Origin of the sequence: Marinobacter sp. W-8 (assembly GCF_044342215.1) — a bacterium.
Taxonomy (GTDB): Bacteria; Pseudomonadota; Gammaproteobacteria; order Pseudomonadales; family Oleiphilaceae; genus Marinobacter; species Marinobacter nauticus.
This window is the reverse complement of sequence record NZ_CP172297.1, coordinates 243,383-257,236: the sequence shown is the minus strand read 5'-3', so window position 1 is coordinate 257,236 and position 13,854 is coordinate 243,383. Positions and strand designations below refer to the sequence as shown.

Annotated in this window: 14 protein-coding genes and 1 riboswitch; of the genes, 5 read left to right on the top strand and 9 right to left on the bottom strand. The window is 58.0% G+C overall.

Translation table 11 applies throughout. The features are described 5' to 3' along the window. Positions 1–53 precede the first annotated feature (53 nt). On the top strand, positions 54–815 hold the full coding sequence (gene cobS, locus ACF8YQ_RS01095) for an adenosylcobinamide-GDP ribazoletransferase (RefSeq protein ID WP_014420199.1): 762 nt from the start codon (positions 54–56) through the stop codon (positions 813–815). Positions 816–828: 13 nt separating this feature from the next. On the opposite strand, the gene ACF8YQ_RS01090 is transcribed toward cobS, so the two are convergent. After that, positions 829–1,497 (bottom strand): DNA-3-methyladenine glycosylase I, encoded by a 669-nt coding sequence (locus tag ACF8YQ_RS01090; RefSeq protein ID WP_224851609.1) that lies wholly within the window; start codon positions 1,495–1,497, stop codon positions 829–831. 114 nt (positions 1,498–1,611) lie between these two features. On the opposite strand from ACF8YQ_RS01090, the gene ACF8YQ_RS01085 reads away from it, so the two are divergent. After that, complete coding sequence (locus tag ACF8YQ_RS01085) at positions 1,612–2,190, top strand: nucleotidyltransferase domain-containing protein (RefSeq protein ID WP_224851608.1); 579 nt, start codon at positions 1,612–1,614, stop codon at positions 2,188–2,190. 15 nt (positions 2,191–2,205) lie between these two features. Continuing rightward, entirely contained in the window at positions 2,206–2,625 is a 420-nt protein-coding gene (locus ACF8YQ_RS01080) for a hypothetical protein (protein ID WP_224851607.1), read from the top strand. A gap of 14 nt (positions 2,626–2,639) precedes the next feature. Here ACF8YQ_RS01080 and bluB read toward each other — a convergent pair whose 3' ends face one another. The 6 genes from bluB to ACF8YQ_RS01050 are packed head-to-tail and all read right to left on the bottom strand — an operon-like array spanning position 2,640 to position 8,071. Continuing rightward, positions 2,640–3,341, bottom strand: coding sequence for a 5,6-dimethylbenzimidazole synthase (gene bluB, locus ACF8YQ_RS01075; protein WP_224851606.1), 702 nt, complete (start codon positions 3,339–3,341; stop codon positions 2,640–2,642). Next, positions 3,338–4,807, bottom strand: coding sequence for a cobyric acid synthase (locus tag ACF8YQ_RS01070; protein WP_396622351.1), 1,470 nt, complete (start codon positions 4,805–4,807; stop codon positions 3,338–3,340). The genes bluB and ACF8YQ_RS01070 overlap by 4 nt, the downstream gene beginning before the upstream one ends. Further along, a complete protein-coding gene (gene cobO / locus ACF8YQ_RS01065; RefSeq protein WP_224851604.1) occupies positions 4,808–5,419 on the bottom strand; it encodes a cob(I)yrinic acid a,c-diamide adenosyltransferase in 612 nt (203 codons plus the stop codon). It lies immediately after the preceding gene. Between the two features lie 10 nt (positions 5,420–5,429). Then, the gene (locus ACF8YQ_RS01060; RefSeq protein ID WP_224851603.1) at positions 5,430–6,200 is read right to left on the bottom strand and encodes an ABC transporter ATP-binding protein; all 771 of its coding nucleotides are present in this window, start codon (positions 6,198–6,200) and stop codon (positions 5,430–5,432) included. Beyond that, complete coding sequence (locus tag ACF8YQ_RS01055; protein ID WP_224851602.1) at positions 6,200–7,159, bottom strand: iron ABC transporter permease; 960 nt, start codon at positions 7,157–7,159, stop codon at positions 6,200–6,202. Before ACF8YQ_RS01055 ends, ACF8YQ_RS01060 begins: the two co-directional genes overlap by 1 nt. 30 nt (positions 7,160–7,189) lie before the next feature. Next, the gene (locus tag ACF8YQ_RS01050; protein WP_224851601.1) at positions 7,190–8,071 is read right to left on the bottom strand and encodes a cobalamin-binding protein; all 882 of its coding nucleotides are present in this window, start codon (positions 8,069–8,071) and stop codon (positions 7,190–7,192) included. A gap of 92 nt (positions 8,072–8,163) precedes the next feature. Next, positions 8,164–8,393, top strand: a riboswitch (cobalamin riboswitch). A 131-nt stretch (positions 8,394–8,524) separates the two neighbouring features. On the opposite strand from ACF8YQ_RS01050, the gene ACF8YQ_RS01045 reads away from it, so the two are divergent. Together ACF8YQ_RS01045 and ACF8YQ_RS01040 are read left to right on the top strand one after the other, a co-directional pair. Continuing rightward, the gene (locus tag ACF8YQ_RS01045) at positions 8,525–10,495 is read left to right on the top strand and encodes a TonB-dependent receptor plug domain-containing protein (protein ID WP_396622350.1); all 1,971 of its coding nucleotides are present in this window, start codon (positions 8,525–8,527) and stop codon (positions 10,493–10,495) included. A 19-nt stretch (positions 10,496–10,514) separates the two neighbouring features. After that, complete coding sequence (locus ACF8YQ_RS01040) at positions 10,515–11,714, top strand: hypothetical protein (RefSeq protein ID WP_224851599.1); 1,200 nt, start codon at positions 10,515–10,517, stop codon at positions 11,712–11,714. A gap of 18 nt (positions 11,715–11,732) precedes the next feature. Here ACF8YQ_RS01040 and cobD read toward each other — a convergent pair whose 3' ends face one another. Then, positions 11,733–12,791, bottom strand: coding sequence for a threonine-phosphate decarboxylase CobD (gene cobD / locus ACF8YQ_RS01035; RefSeq protein ID WP_224851598.1), 1,059 nt, complete (start codon positions 12,789–12,791; stop codon positions 11,733–11,735). Next, on the bottom strand, positions 12,788–13,747 hold the full coding sequence (cbiB, locus tag ACF8YQ_RS01030; RefSeq protein WP_396622349.1) for an adenosylcobinamide-phosphate synthase CbiB: 960 nt from the start codon (positions 13,745–13,747) through the stop codon (positions 12,788–12,790). Before cbiB ends, cobD begins: the two co-directional genes overlap by 4 nt. Positions 13,748–13,854 lie beyond the last annotated feature (107 nt).

The window sequence follows — 13,854 nt, the reverse complement described above, 5'->3', positions numbered from 1 at the left end:
ACTTTGCTGGTCTCACGTACAATGGGCGCTTTTGAATTCTCAAGGAGGCGCCCTTGCTCCCTCGCTCGCGGATTGCACAAGAATGGCAGGCTTTCTGGCTGGCACTGGGATTCCTGACTCGTATCCCCATGCTCGTCCGGATTGATTACTCCCAGCGCCTGATGAACCAGAGCAGCGTCTATTTTCCCCTGGTGGGCCTTCTGCTCGGCCTTGGCTATTGCGCCGCCTATTTTCTGTTCTCACTGGTGGCCAGCCCGCTGGCGGCCATTATCCTGGTGGTTATTCTGCACCTGTTTATCACCGGGGCCTTCCACGAAGATGGCCTGGCCGACAGTGTTGATGCTCTCGGCGGCGGCTATACCGTGGAAAAACGGCTGGAGATCATGAAAGACAGCCGGATCGGAACCTATGGCACGGTGGCACTGGTGATGGCCTTGCTGCTGAAAGTAGCTCTGCTGGCTGAGGCTGAATTGATCTGGCTTGCGTTGCTGGTGGCACCTGCGGTTTCCCGGCTGACACCACTGATATTGATGGCCTGCCTGCCGTACGTCACTGACCCCGACAAGAGTAAATCCAAGCCGGTGGCAGACGGTTTCTCCCGCAGCCGTTTGCTGGCGGCCGCGGGGTTTGTGTTGTTGCTAGCAGCCGGATTATCACTCTGGCAGCCGTTACTGATTCCCGCAGCCATAACGGCCGTCCTGCTGGTTGCTGTGTTCTGGGGCAGCTATCTTCGTAGCCAGCTTGGCGGCTACACCGGCGACACCTTGGGCGCAGCTGTCGTGTTCAGCGAACTGGCGCTGTTGCTGTTTCTCTAACGTGGGGGCATCGTCAGTTATCCACCGTGAAGGACACTATCCGGGACAGGTGGCTGATGGGCATTTCCGTCTCTTCGTGCCAACGGTTGAACGCCTCCTGGGCCTGGCTCATGCCTTTCTTGCTGGCCGGTGAGGCATCCAGAATTCCGGCCCGGGTCAGGGCGGTAACCACATCGTGGGACAGGATAAAGCCATCCCAACCCACCCGGCGCAGGAAATACTGGGCCGAGTTCCCGCCCAGACGCTCACCGTTACGCTTCAGGTAAAGCAGCAGCCCCACCTGATCGGTCGACGGCCACTGGGCCAGAAACTGACCAAAGCTACCATGATCTTTCGCCACATCCATGATCATCCGGGCATTTTCCGGCACGGTTCGGATCTTCTGCATGTTGCGAACAATACGCTCGTCTGTAGCCAGCTGCTCCAGCATTTCCGGCGGCACCTGCTGCCAGTAGGCGGGCACAAACCCTTCGAATGCCGCCTCAAAATCCGGCCACTTGTTCTCGATCACCCGCCAGACAAAACCAGCTTTGAAAATGCATCGGGTGATCTCGGACAGGTAACGGTCGTCGCTGATCTCCGCCAGACGATGCTTTTCGGTGACCGGAGGCAACAGGGATTTCAGGGCCTGTTCGCCACCCTTCCGGGCCAAGGCCTGCTGGTAAAACACAGAAAACTTCATAGACCCTCCACAGAGATCCCCAAATTGGGACTTAAAGAGCCCAATATGGGATTGAAAATACCCAAATCAGGTACTAAAGTACCCATATTGAGACTCATGAGATGCGACCTGACCATGCCCGGAACCAGTATCGGTGACGCACTGTTTACCAAAACCCAACAGCGCCTGCTATCGCTTATCTATGGCCATCCAGACCAGAGCCTGTACCTGAATGAACTGGTACGGCTGGCAAATATAGGGCGCGGCACCGTTGTCCGCGAGCTGGCCAAACTGACCGATTCCGGTCTGGTCGTCATGACCCGCCAAGGCAACCAGAACCACTACCAGGCCAACCCGGACAACCCGATCTTCGATGAGCTGAAACACATCGTCCAGAAAACCTTTGGTATTTCCGATGTGCTCCGGAATGCCCTGGCGCCACTGGCGGATACCCTCGAACAGGCCTTTATCTACGGTTCCGTGGCAAAAGGGGATGCCCATGCGGGCAGCGATGTCGATGTCATGCTGATCGGCCACGATCTCAGTTACAGCGAGGTTATGGAACTGCTGGCCCCCGCCGAACAACAATTACAACGAACCATCAATCCCACGTTATACTCTCCCGCCGAGTTCGAGCAGCGTATCAAAGTCAATCAGAGTTTTGTCACCCGGGTGCTGGACCAACCCCGCCTCGACCTCCGCTTCAGCCACTGAGACAGGACACATTGCATGGAAGCACTCGATAATCTGGTCAGGATCCGACGACTCAAGGCAGAACCACCCGATGCCCGGGAGTTCGACGGCATGCTCAAGGCTGCCGACACCAAACTCCGGGACGCCTGCATTGAAGGATTGTCTGAGGACAGCCAGTTCTCTCTGGCTTATGGCGCCGCCCACGCATTATCGCTCGCCGCCCTGAGATGGCACGGGTATCGTTCCGAAAGTCGCTACATCGTCTTCCAGTGCCTGCAACACACCATTGGCTTACCCAATGCCAAATGGCGCGTATTGGACAAGTGTCATTCGGCCCGCAATCTGGCCGAATACGAGGGCCACATGGACGTGAACCCCCAATTGCTGAAGGAGCTGATTGCGATCACTCGCGAGCTGCAATCACTGGTGAGGGATCTGCCGCCAATAGGAAACTGACGTCCACCCCGATGTCAGACCTGCTTTAACCGGGCCAGCAGGGACTCCTGATCAAGGGCGCCACCCCAGGTATTACCATGCACCAGATCTTCCAGCGGCAGCCGGGAACGCCAGCCTTTGGACTGTAATTCCGGTTGCTCCAGGAATTCACTGACATAGCCCAGGCAAAGATAGGCCAGTGGGTATACATGATCCGGCAACTGCAGGATATTCGACAGCACATCCTGATCCAGAATACTCACCCAGCCCACGCCAATACCCTCGGCCCGTGCCGCCAGCCAGAGGTTCTGCACCGCCAGGCAGGTGCTGAACAGATCCATTTCCATAATGGAATTACGCCCCAGGACATTGGGACCGCCGCGGGATCGATCACAGGTGATGCAGAGGTTGATGGGGCTTTCCAGAATGCCCTGCAGTTTCAGGCTCCGATAGGTTTGCTGGCGCTCGCCGGTGTAGTTTTCCGAGGCCTTTGCGTTTTCCTCGTTAAAACTTTCCAGCACCCGCTCGCGCACCGCCAGGCTGTCGATCACGATGAAATCCCAGGGCTGCATGAAGCCGACCGACGGGGCATGGTGGGCAGCTCTCAGGATGCGCGCCAGAACCGCCTCCGGAATGGCATCCGGCAGGAACTGGGAGCGCACATCCCGGCGCTCGAAGATGGCCCGGTACAGGCCTTCGCGCTGGCCATCGGTGAAGGGATCATTCGGGTTACTCACAACTGTAACAGCCTCCTCAACCGCTCTGTGTCCAGGCACTGCTCCACCTGATCGGCCAGGCGATCAAGCTGCTGCAGACGGTGACGCTGGTAGTCCACCGCCTGCTCGCCCCGTGCTTTAAGGCCTGCCCAGGCCAGAATGGCATGGCAGGCGGCTGGCTCGTCGAAGACGCCGTGGATATAGGTACCCGCCACCTGGCCATCCGCACTGACGGCGCCATCCGGCCGGCCTTCCAGCTCTGCAAATGGGCGCACCAGCGCCGCGCCTTCCGTGACACCGTTGTGCATTTCATAGCCTTTCAGGGCGCCTGTCACCGCCGTGCTGGCAATATGGGAGGTCAGCCCGCCATTTACCATTCGAAGCTGCTTGCCGGGCACCATACGGGTCACCATCTCGAACAGGGCCAGGCCCTTCGTAGTGCCGACTTCACCTTCCAGCCCTTCCGGGTCTTCCACTTTAAGCCCCAGCATCTGGAAGCCGCCACAGATACCCATTAGCTTGCCGCCATACCGCAGGTGTTTCTGGATGGTCTCCGGCCAGCCTTGTTGCTTCAGCCACTGAAGGTCGTGCCGGGTGCTTTTGCTGCCGGGCAAAATAATCAGATCCGCTGGCGGAATGGGTTCATCCGGGCCAACGAAAACCAGGTCAACGCCCGGGTGGAGTCGCAACGGATCAAAATCGTTGTGGTTGCTGATCCGGGGCAGCACCGGCACCACCACGTTCAGGGCCCCGGCCTCACTGGTGCCGCTAGTTCCCACGCTATCTTCCGAGTCGATCACCAGGCCATGCAGATAGGGCAGAACGCCGAACACCGGCTTGCCGGTATGCTCAGTCAGCCAGTCCAGGCCGGGCTCCAGCAGGCCGATGTCACCACGAAACCGGTTGATGACAAAGCCCGCCGTCCTGTCCCGCTCACTGTCGGAAATCAACGCCAGTGTGCCCACCAGCTGGGCGAAGACACCGCCCTTGTCGATATCCCCTACCAGCAACACCGGGCAATCGGCGGCTTCGGCAAAGCCCATGTTGGCAATGTCGTTAGCGCGCAGGTTGATTTCCGCGGGGCTGCCGGCGCCTTCGGCAATGATCACGTCGTAACGGGCACTCAATGCCTGCCAGCTGGCCATCACCGAGGCCATCGCCTGCGCCTTGTAGGCGTGATAATCCAGGGCGTCCATGTTGCCGTGGACTTGGCCCCGCAAGATCACCTGGGCGCCGCAATCGCTCTGGGGTTTCAACAACACCGGGTTCATGTCGCTGTGGGGTTCCAGGCCACAGGCCAGCGCCTGTAATACCGTGGAACGGCCAATCTCGCCGCCATCCACGGTGACTGCGCTGTTCAGCGCCATGTTCTGGGGTTTGAACGGCGCCACCGACACGCCCTGGCGCGCCAGCCAACGGCACAGGGCAGCCACCACCGTGGTTTTGCCAGCATCCGAGGTGGTGCCCTGCACCATCAGGGTGGGCATTTACAGCTCCACACCCTTCTGGGCCTTGATGCCCTGATCCTTGAAGGCATGTTTGACCACACCCATCTCGGTGACCGTATCAGCGAGATCAATCAGTTCCTGAGGAGCCCCGCGACCGGTGACCACCACATGCTGCATTTCCGGACGAGCCTGCAGGTCGTCCAGCACCCGATCGAGATCGATGTAATCGTACTTCAGGGCGATATTCAGTTCATCCAGCAGAATCAGGTCGTAGCTGTCGTCTTTGAGCATGCCAGCTGCGACTTCCCAGGCATCGGTTGCGCTCTTCACATCCTGTTCCCGGTTCTGGGTGTCCCAGGTATAGCCCTGGCCCATCACGTGGTAGGTCACGTTCGGCAGTCCACGGAAGAAAGCTTCCTCACCGGTGCTGAATGCGCCTTTGATAAATTGGACGATGCCCACTTTCATACCGTGGCCCAGAGCCCGGGCCACCATGCCAAAGCCGGAACTGCTTTTGCCCTTGCCGGGGCCGGTGAGCACCAGCAACACGCCCTGTTCTTTCTGGGCTCGGGCGATGCGTTCCTGCATGATCTTCTGTTTTGCTGCCATGCGCCTGGCGTGGCGTTCGGGGTCTTTGGCGCGGTCTTTCACGGAATCTCCTTCAGTCGTTCGCCGGTGCAAACAGGCGAATGTTATCTTTATGCAGCTCAATCAGTTTCTGGCCATAGAGGCCTTCCAGGGCATCGCGCACCAGCATCAGCTCTGTCGGCCCCCAACAGGCTTGGCCGTCCGGGTACAGCAATAAAACATGAGTGCACCATCGAGCGGCCAGATTCAGGTCGTGCAGGCACATGAAGATGCTCTTGTCGCACTGGGCACAGACACTCAATAGCCGCATCACCTGGACCTGATGATGCAAATCCAGATGATTGGTCGGTTCATCAAGCAGCCATACAGCAGGATCCTGAGTCATCAATGTGGCGATCGCAACGCGCTGTCGTTCACCGCCGGACAAGGTATTCAGCAAACGCTCCCCAAGCTCACCAACGTCCAGGGCGTCAAGCGCGGCTTCTGCCCGACGGATATCCTCGGCCTGTTCACTTTGCCAAACTGACAACCAAGGATGGCGACCAATCAATGCGGTTTCGAGTACCGTGGCAGGAAAGCTGTCTTGTCGCTCCTGAAATACCAACCCCAGCTTCCGGGCCAGTTCCCGCCGGGGCATGGCAGCTAATTCAACATCATCAAGCCGCACCTCACCGCACCTGGGTGCTTTTAGCCCTGCCAGGGTATGCAACAGCGTGGTTTTCCCCGCGCCGTTCGGCCCCAAAACACCCCAGATCTGGCCAGGAGCTACCTCCAGGCTGAGCTGCGTACCATTCGAGCGCCCCGGAACATCAATGATTAGCTCGCGAGCTGAGAGAATCGTCATCATCGGCTCCGGTGCAACAGGTAAAGGAAGGTGGGCACACCCAGCAAGGCGGTAATCACACCCACCGGCAACTGCTCCGGTGCAATCACCGTTCGAGCCAATGTATCGGCCAGAACCAGTAGGGTACCGCCAGCAAGGGCACTTGCCGGCAGAATGATACGCTGGTCATTCCCAAGGACGAGGCGCAGCATATGGGGCACGATCAGACCGACAAACCCGATGCTGCCCACCGAGGTTACCGCCGTGGCCGTCAGCAGGCTGGCCAACAGATAAATAGCCCATTCCAGGGGGCGAACCGACACGCCCAGAGCCGCGGCCTGCAACGGCCCCCGGGCCAGCACGTTCAGGCTGCGTGCCAGCGGCATCAAGGCAATAACCGCAATCACCAGCACCACCACGGCTGGCCATGGCAAACGGGCATACGACACATCGCCCATCAACCAATACAGCATCCCTGGTAATTTATGGGAGGGAGTAATGGCAAGCATCAGGGTGATTGCTGCGCCCCAGCCAGCAGCGGTAACAACACCCGTGAGCAATAATCGCGACGGCGTCCAGCTCCCTGTGCCATGGGCGAGCCCGAACACCAAAAGAGTCGCAAACATCGCACCACTAAAGGCCGCGCCAGACACCAGCAACATTCCAGCCCCGGCAAGCATGGCCAGCAGCGCACCGGTGGCAGCACCACCGGACAGCCCCAGTACATAGGGGTCGGCCAGCGGATTTCGCAGCAACACCTGCATCAAAGCCCCCGCAATCGCGAGCAGACCACCTGCGGCAAAAGCCGAAAGCGTTCTGGGTAAACGAAGTTCAATTAACAGGGTTCGATCCAGCGTATCACCCTGCCCGAGAACAACCTGCCACAGATCACCGGGCGGGATAGTAACACTGCCGACGGCGAGGGAAAGCGCACAAGCCAGTGCCGCAATAACCGTCAGTATTGTCAGCGCTCGCATCATTCCCGGTCCCTCAAGCGGATCCTTGTGTTATTACAACCGAGCACGCGCCACATCCAGTTTCTCGCAAATGGTGCGCGCTCCTTCCAGCAAACGCGGCGTGGGGCGTGAAATGGGCGAGGCCGGAATGATAAACAAATTATCCGCCGCTACCGCCGCCATCGCGCCAAACTCCCTCCAGCGCTCAAGGCTTGTATAACTGTTGCCGTCTTCATCGGTGCCGCCCGACAGGATGGCTTCGGGGTCACCGGCCAGAACATCTTCCGGCCCGATACGCGGCACCAGGCGAGCCATCTCGCCAAAAATATTCTGGCCACCGCACAAAGAAATCACCTTTCCGATCAGATGCTCATCATTGATCGTCATCAAAGGCTGATCCCACACTTGATAAAACACACGAACGGGTTCACGCCCCCGATATTGCTTGGCCAATGCGGCAATTCCCTGTCGAAACCGGGCCGCCTCAGCATAACCCTCAGACTCTGTACCCGCGAGCGACGCCAGCCTCTCCAACACCGAGGACACACCTTCAAACGTTCGTGGCTCAATCGCAAAAGTGGCCATGCCAAGCTGATTGAGCATATTGACCTGCTCAACCGGATTACCAGACACCCAGGTAACCACCAGATCCGGCTTAAGAGCGACCAATGTCTCCAGGTCAATCCGGGTATGGCTCCCGACATTGGGCAACATTTCAGCCTCCGGGGGATAATCGCTGTAATCAACAACAGCGATAACCTGCTCACCAGCACCGGCGGCAAACGCCAGCTCCGTCGCCCCGGGGGATAGTGTCACGATGCGCTGGGCAGGCCCGGGCAAACAAAGCTCCACTCCGTTATCGTCCGTGGCACAGACATCAGCCACCACATGGCTGGAGAGCATTAGTAAAAGCACTAAAACCCGAATGACTATCATGAGACCTCCTGAGCGCTGGCTGAGCGCTGGCTAACTCTGAACTATTTGTCATTTATTGACGACCTCTTGGCCACACCGTAAACTCTTACTCAAATTTTTTATCCGTAGCAGGTGCCCACCTCAAGCGCGACAACTGTTCGACTGAGCGATGGGTGAAACTGGGAAGTTCGGTGAAATTCCGACGCTGCCCCCGCAACGGTATGCGGTACGAGAGGAATGGCCCTGAGCCAGCCACTGCAGCAAAACGCTGTGGGAAGGCATCCTACTCTGGCAAGAATGCCAGCCGCAAGCCCGGAGACCGGCCTGCTACCGGCTATCAGTGCTTTTGACGGAGGGTCAGAACACGGAGCAGGCGTATATGCCTCTTCTCTTTTGGTAGCTGTTCAGGCAACCAGAAACCGCAACAATGCTGGTTGCAGACACAAAGAAATGCAGCCGGTGCCCATCTCCCTGATGAAGAAAATTGTTATCTCCATTTTTTCGCTGATGGCCACCAATGTCATCGCAGAAGATACACTTCCTTTTATCGTGGTGGAAGCCACTCCCATCAACGCCGCCAGCGATGTAGACCCCAGCCAGGCGACAGGCCCCGTGCGCGTTCTGGATCGGTCCAGCATCGAAAACCGGACCGCTTCAGTCGCTGATGTTCTTAGCGATCAGGCCGGCGTCCAGATCCGACAAAGCGGCGGACTGGGAAGCGCCTCGTCAGTGTCCATTCGAGGATCGACCTCGCGGCAGGTACAGGTTGTTCTGGACGGCATGCTACTGAACGATCCGGTCACCGGCGGTGTTGACCTCGGCAAACTGTCGTTAACTGATGTCAGCCGTATTCAGGTGTACCCCAGTGGAGCCCCGGCACAGCTGCCTCAGGCGGGCATCGGTGGTGTGGTGGTACTGGAGAGTCTTGGCAAAGACATCGAGGATGCCACCAGCATCAATGTCGGCGCTGGTTCCTTTGATACTTACCGAACCGGCCTCTTCAACAGCGGCAGCCACGACGATTTTTACTATTGGGTGTCGCTTGATCGACAAACCAGCAATAACGACTTCGAATACCCCAACGACAGCGACTGGTTCAACCCGAACGATGGCAAGACCACAAAGCGTCGTAATGCTGATTATCAACAGGACGCGTTCAGTACAAAACTGGGCTGGGAAATAACCCAGACCGCAAAAGTCAACGCTCTGCTCCAATACACCCGCTATGAGCAAAGTGTGCCTACTATCCAGAACTGGCGGGACAACGATGCGTCTCTGGCGAACGAAACTTTTCGCCTACAACTTCAGGGTCAGGAACGTGGATGGTTACAGGGCAAGCTGCACTCCAGCCATCGCCTGATTGTCGGCGATATCACCGAACACTACGACAATACCAGCGGCCGGGTAGGTCTCGGAGTCTCCGATGTAAAAACCGACACACAACAGCTTGGGCTGGTGAATACCCTCTCCGCTTTGCTTGGCAACCACACCATCACGCTAAGCTTTGATACCACCCGCTATGACTACCAGCAGGACGACAGACAAGACCCAGACCCTCGGGATGAGCGGGAACGCTTCCAGGCTACGGGGTCACTCTCACACGCCTGGCAGAGTCGCGATAACCGCTGGAAAACCCAGGCCGCCATTCGTCAGGTACACGTTCGGGATGAATCAGACGAATCACTTGGAGACGGAACCACCCAGGCTACCCGTTCCCGAGACAATTACACCAGTTGGCAGCTCGGCCTGACCCATCTGGTTGATAACAACTGGACACTCTCTGGCAACATCGCAAATAACGTGCGGGTTCCTACGCTCCAGGAACTTTATGGTCAGCAGGGGCTGTTTATCGGCAACCCGGATCTGCAGCCGGAAGAATCCATGAACTACGACCTGACACTGCGCATAGACCAGGGCTGGGGGCATGCCGAAGCCACGGGGTATTTCCGGGTGCTCGACCCTGCGGTAATCGCAACCTACGATGCGCGCGGCGTCGGCCGTTATCGCAACCTGGAAGCCGAGGTTTATGGCGTGGAGCTGGATGGGGTTTTCTCCATCACCCCCACCTGGTCCCTCTACGGCAATGCCACAGTGCAGGAGTCGGAAAATACCGACAATTCAGTGCGCACGCGTTTCGAAAAGCGGTTGCCGGGTATTTATCACGAATCGTTTCTTGCCGGTACCCGCTGGCGTTTCAGGCCCTTCCAGATCGACCTGTCCTATCAGGTGGACGATGAACTCTATTATGACTCCGCCAATATCCTGGAAGCTGATGCCAGAGAGACGCTTAACGCTACGGTGCAATGGCAACGGATCTGGCCGGACAAGAGCATGACTGAGGCACGACTGGAAGTTCGCAACATCACCGACGAAATCTACCAGGATTTCAATCGGTTCCCTGGCCCCGGGCGTGGCTGGTTTATCAACATCAAGCATTCCTTCTGACCATTACAAAGGCAATACCATGAACCAAACGGAATTTTTCTCACTGCGCACAAACACCCTTGCAGCGCTCGCACTGACCATCGGACTGACCGGTTGTGGTGGCGATTCCTCATCTTCAACACCGGACCCTGTGATTACCGAGAACTTCGGGGTCGTAGCCACGGCGGCCGATGACTACACCTCCGGTGAGGTAGAGCTGGTATCGATACAAGATACCGGCATGCAGGCTTCGGGAGGTTATTTCAGCGGCATTTCGGACATCACAGTGAATGGCTATGGTCAGCACTATTACCTGATCAGGAAGTTCAACGGCGACCAAGTATTGAAGGTCGACATTGAAAACCCCGGGAAAGAAGTCTGGGAAGCCAGCACTTTGGAAGCCGGTGATCAAGGCAGCGCCAATCCGTACCAGATCGTCTTTGCCAATGAAAGCAAAGGGTATCTGCTCCGTTACGGTAAAAACGAGGCATGGGTTGTAAACCCTTCCGCCAACCGGGCTGAGGACTTTTTCACCGGCAAAACCCTGGATCTAAGCGACTATGTACCCACAGACAGTCAGGGCGATGTAGTTCAGATGTCAGCCGGTGCTGTCGTAAACGGCAAATTGTTTATCACCATGCAACGGCTCGATAGCAATTACAGCCCCACCAATGACGGGTACGTTGCGGTTTTTGATACCACAACGGACACAGAAATCGAGACCAATGCCAGTGCTACCGACACAGTGAAAGGCATTCCTCTCATTGGCAGGAACCCTTCCAACATCCAGCACGTTGAAGGCATCGGGCTGGTCATCACTAATCTGGGAGGCTTTTCCGCGCCCTTTGAGGGCACAAGCCTGGATGTCGTTGACCCTGAGACCTATCAGGTTTCCTCAATGATTCCAGACGCCGACATTGACACTCAGATCAATGATGTCGTCATCATCAGCCCGACTGAGGGTTACATACTGAACTACGCGGGCTGGCAGGATATCTCGCTTCAATCCTTTAATCCGTCTCAGGGCGCTACCTCCCTGGCCTTAGTCAACAATCTGACCGGTATGGATTTTCGGGATATCGAGCTAAGCCCTGAAGGTCGTTTGTGGCTGGCAGACGCCACTCTGTCGAATCCGGGCGTGCGGGTCATCGACCCTTCCGACAACAGTCAGGCCGATTTCATTGAAACCTCACTGCTACCTATCGCGATCAGCTTCGGCACAGTAGTCACCAATCCTTGACCTCGACAGCGGGCGGCTTTAGTGGCCGCCCGCCCACTGCCCTACCAGGCGCTCTAACGCCTGTTCCAGTCTACGCCATTCCTGCTCAGTGCCCGGAAGTCCAACTCTGATTGCAAGGGGATTCTCGAACAACCTCACCAGAATACCCTTCTGCGCCAGTTCTCGGTGAAAGTCCTTAGCCCGGGCGTGTCTCAGATAACGGAACAGAATCGTGCCGTCACTGAGACCAAGCCCTGACTCAGACAACAGCTCCCCCAATCGTTGGCTCTGGTGTTCAAGCAGATCCCTTGTCTGTTGCTGCCAGGCTCTATCCTGAAGCATTTCCGCCATCATATAGCGCGCTGGTCCGCTCACGGGCCAGGGGCCCAGCTCAGATCTCAAAGCTCTGCCTGTCTCTGCCTCAGCTATCACAGCGCCTGCACGAAGCCCCGCAAGACCGAAAAACTTGCCCATGGACTTGAGGACGATCAGTCCTTTCAGGGCCCCCGCAGCTATCAGGCTCTGTTGGTCACAAGCCGGCAAAAAGGCCTCATCAACTATTAGCCAACCTTGCCGCGCTCGCAGACGCTCCCGCCAAACCAGCAACTGTTCAACGGGGATCAACTGCCCGGTCGGATTATTCGGCTGTATCCAGACCACCACATCCACAGAATCCAGCCATGCCAGCTCCGCTTGCATTGTCGCCTGTTCAGGAATCGCCACCACGTCGAATCCCGCTCGCCGCCAGGCATGACCATGCTCACGATAACCGGGCATGGGCACGGCCACCCGACCGAAACCATGCTTACGGGCACGAACCGCTGGCAGGGCCATGATCGCCGCCTGGGAACCCGCTACGGGTAGGCAGCAGGCACGCTCCGGTGCCCCGGCCCAGATACGGATAATCTCTTCCAGCCCATCTTCCGGCTCCGGCAGCCGTTGCCATACCTCTGCCGGAATTGCCGGAACCGGCCAGGGCACAGGATTAATACCGGTGGAGAGATCCAGCCATTGTTCCGGAGGAATGCCCCAGCGCTGAGCCGCTGCCCTCAGGCGGCCTCCATGCTCCGGCAAATCACCACCATCGAACGCTGTCACCCGATACCTCCTGGCCAGAACGCATTCAGACTTGCGGCCAAGGCCAACAACACCAACAGCCACAGCATCACGCCGCGCTGAACCAGGGAAATCGCGCCCTCCACGGTTTGCGCCGTGGCGCCTTGCCCGCTGCCCAACAGCGGTCGCAGCTTCACGCCACCGGGATACGGCGCCGGGCCGCCCAGAGTGACACCGAGCGCGCCCGCTCCTGCTGCCATCACCGGGCCGGCGTTCGGACTGTCCCATGCCCCGGACTGTTCACGCCAGCATTTCACGGCCAGCCGGGTATTGCCCAGCAACGCATAGGTCAAGGCAGTTAGCCGGGCAGGCACCCAGTTCATAGCATCATCGAGCCTGGCGGCGAAGCGTCCGAAATACAGATATCGTGGCGTCCGGTAGCCCCACATGGCATCCAGCGTGTTCACCAGCCGGTGCAAAACCAGTCCGGGCAAGCCAGCGACCAGATACCAGAACACGCTTGAAAACACCGCATCCGCACCGTTTTCCAGCATGGATTCCGAGGCCGCGGCGGCAACGCCTTCGTCACTCAACGCTGCAGCATCCCGACTGACAATTCGGCCAACCGCCAGCCGGGCCCTGGCACCATCCCCGCAAGCCAACGCAGTCGACACCGCCCGGCCATGTTCCGCCAGCCCCCTTAATGAAATGGCAAGCCAGACACCGGCCACCTGAGTGAGCAGCCACAGCCAGCCCTCCAGCAGGAATTGCAGAAAAATTGCCAGTACGACGGCTGGCAGGACCGCTACCAGGGTCGCCAGCAACCCCAGCAAGAGGCTTTGCGCCGGGAAAGCCTGCTGATCATTCAGGCGTTGCTCCAACAGGGATGCCCACCGACCAAAGCCCACCAGCGGGTGCCACCGACGGGGCTCACCCATCAACCAGTCCAACAAAACCGCGGCACCGCACACCAGCACTGCAACCACAAACGTATCCAAAGCCAGTCTCCCTGAATCAATTGACGGCAAGTCTAACCGACCGGTCACGAAACTTGACAGCCTTGCCTCCCGGTTAGACCATCCTCGGTTTTCCGCCTACAAGGACC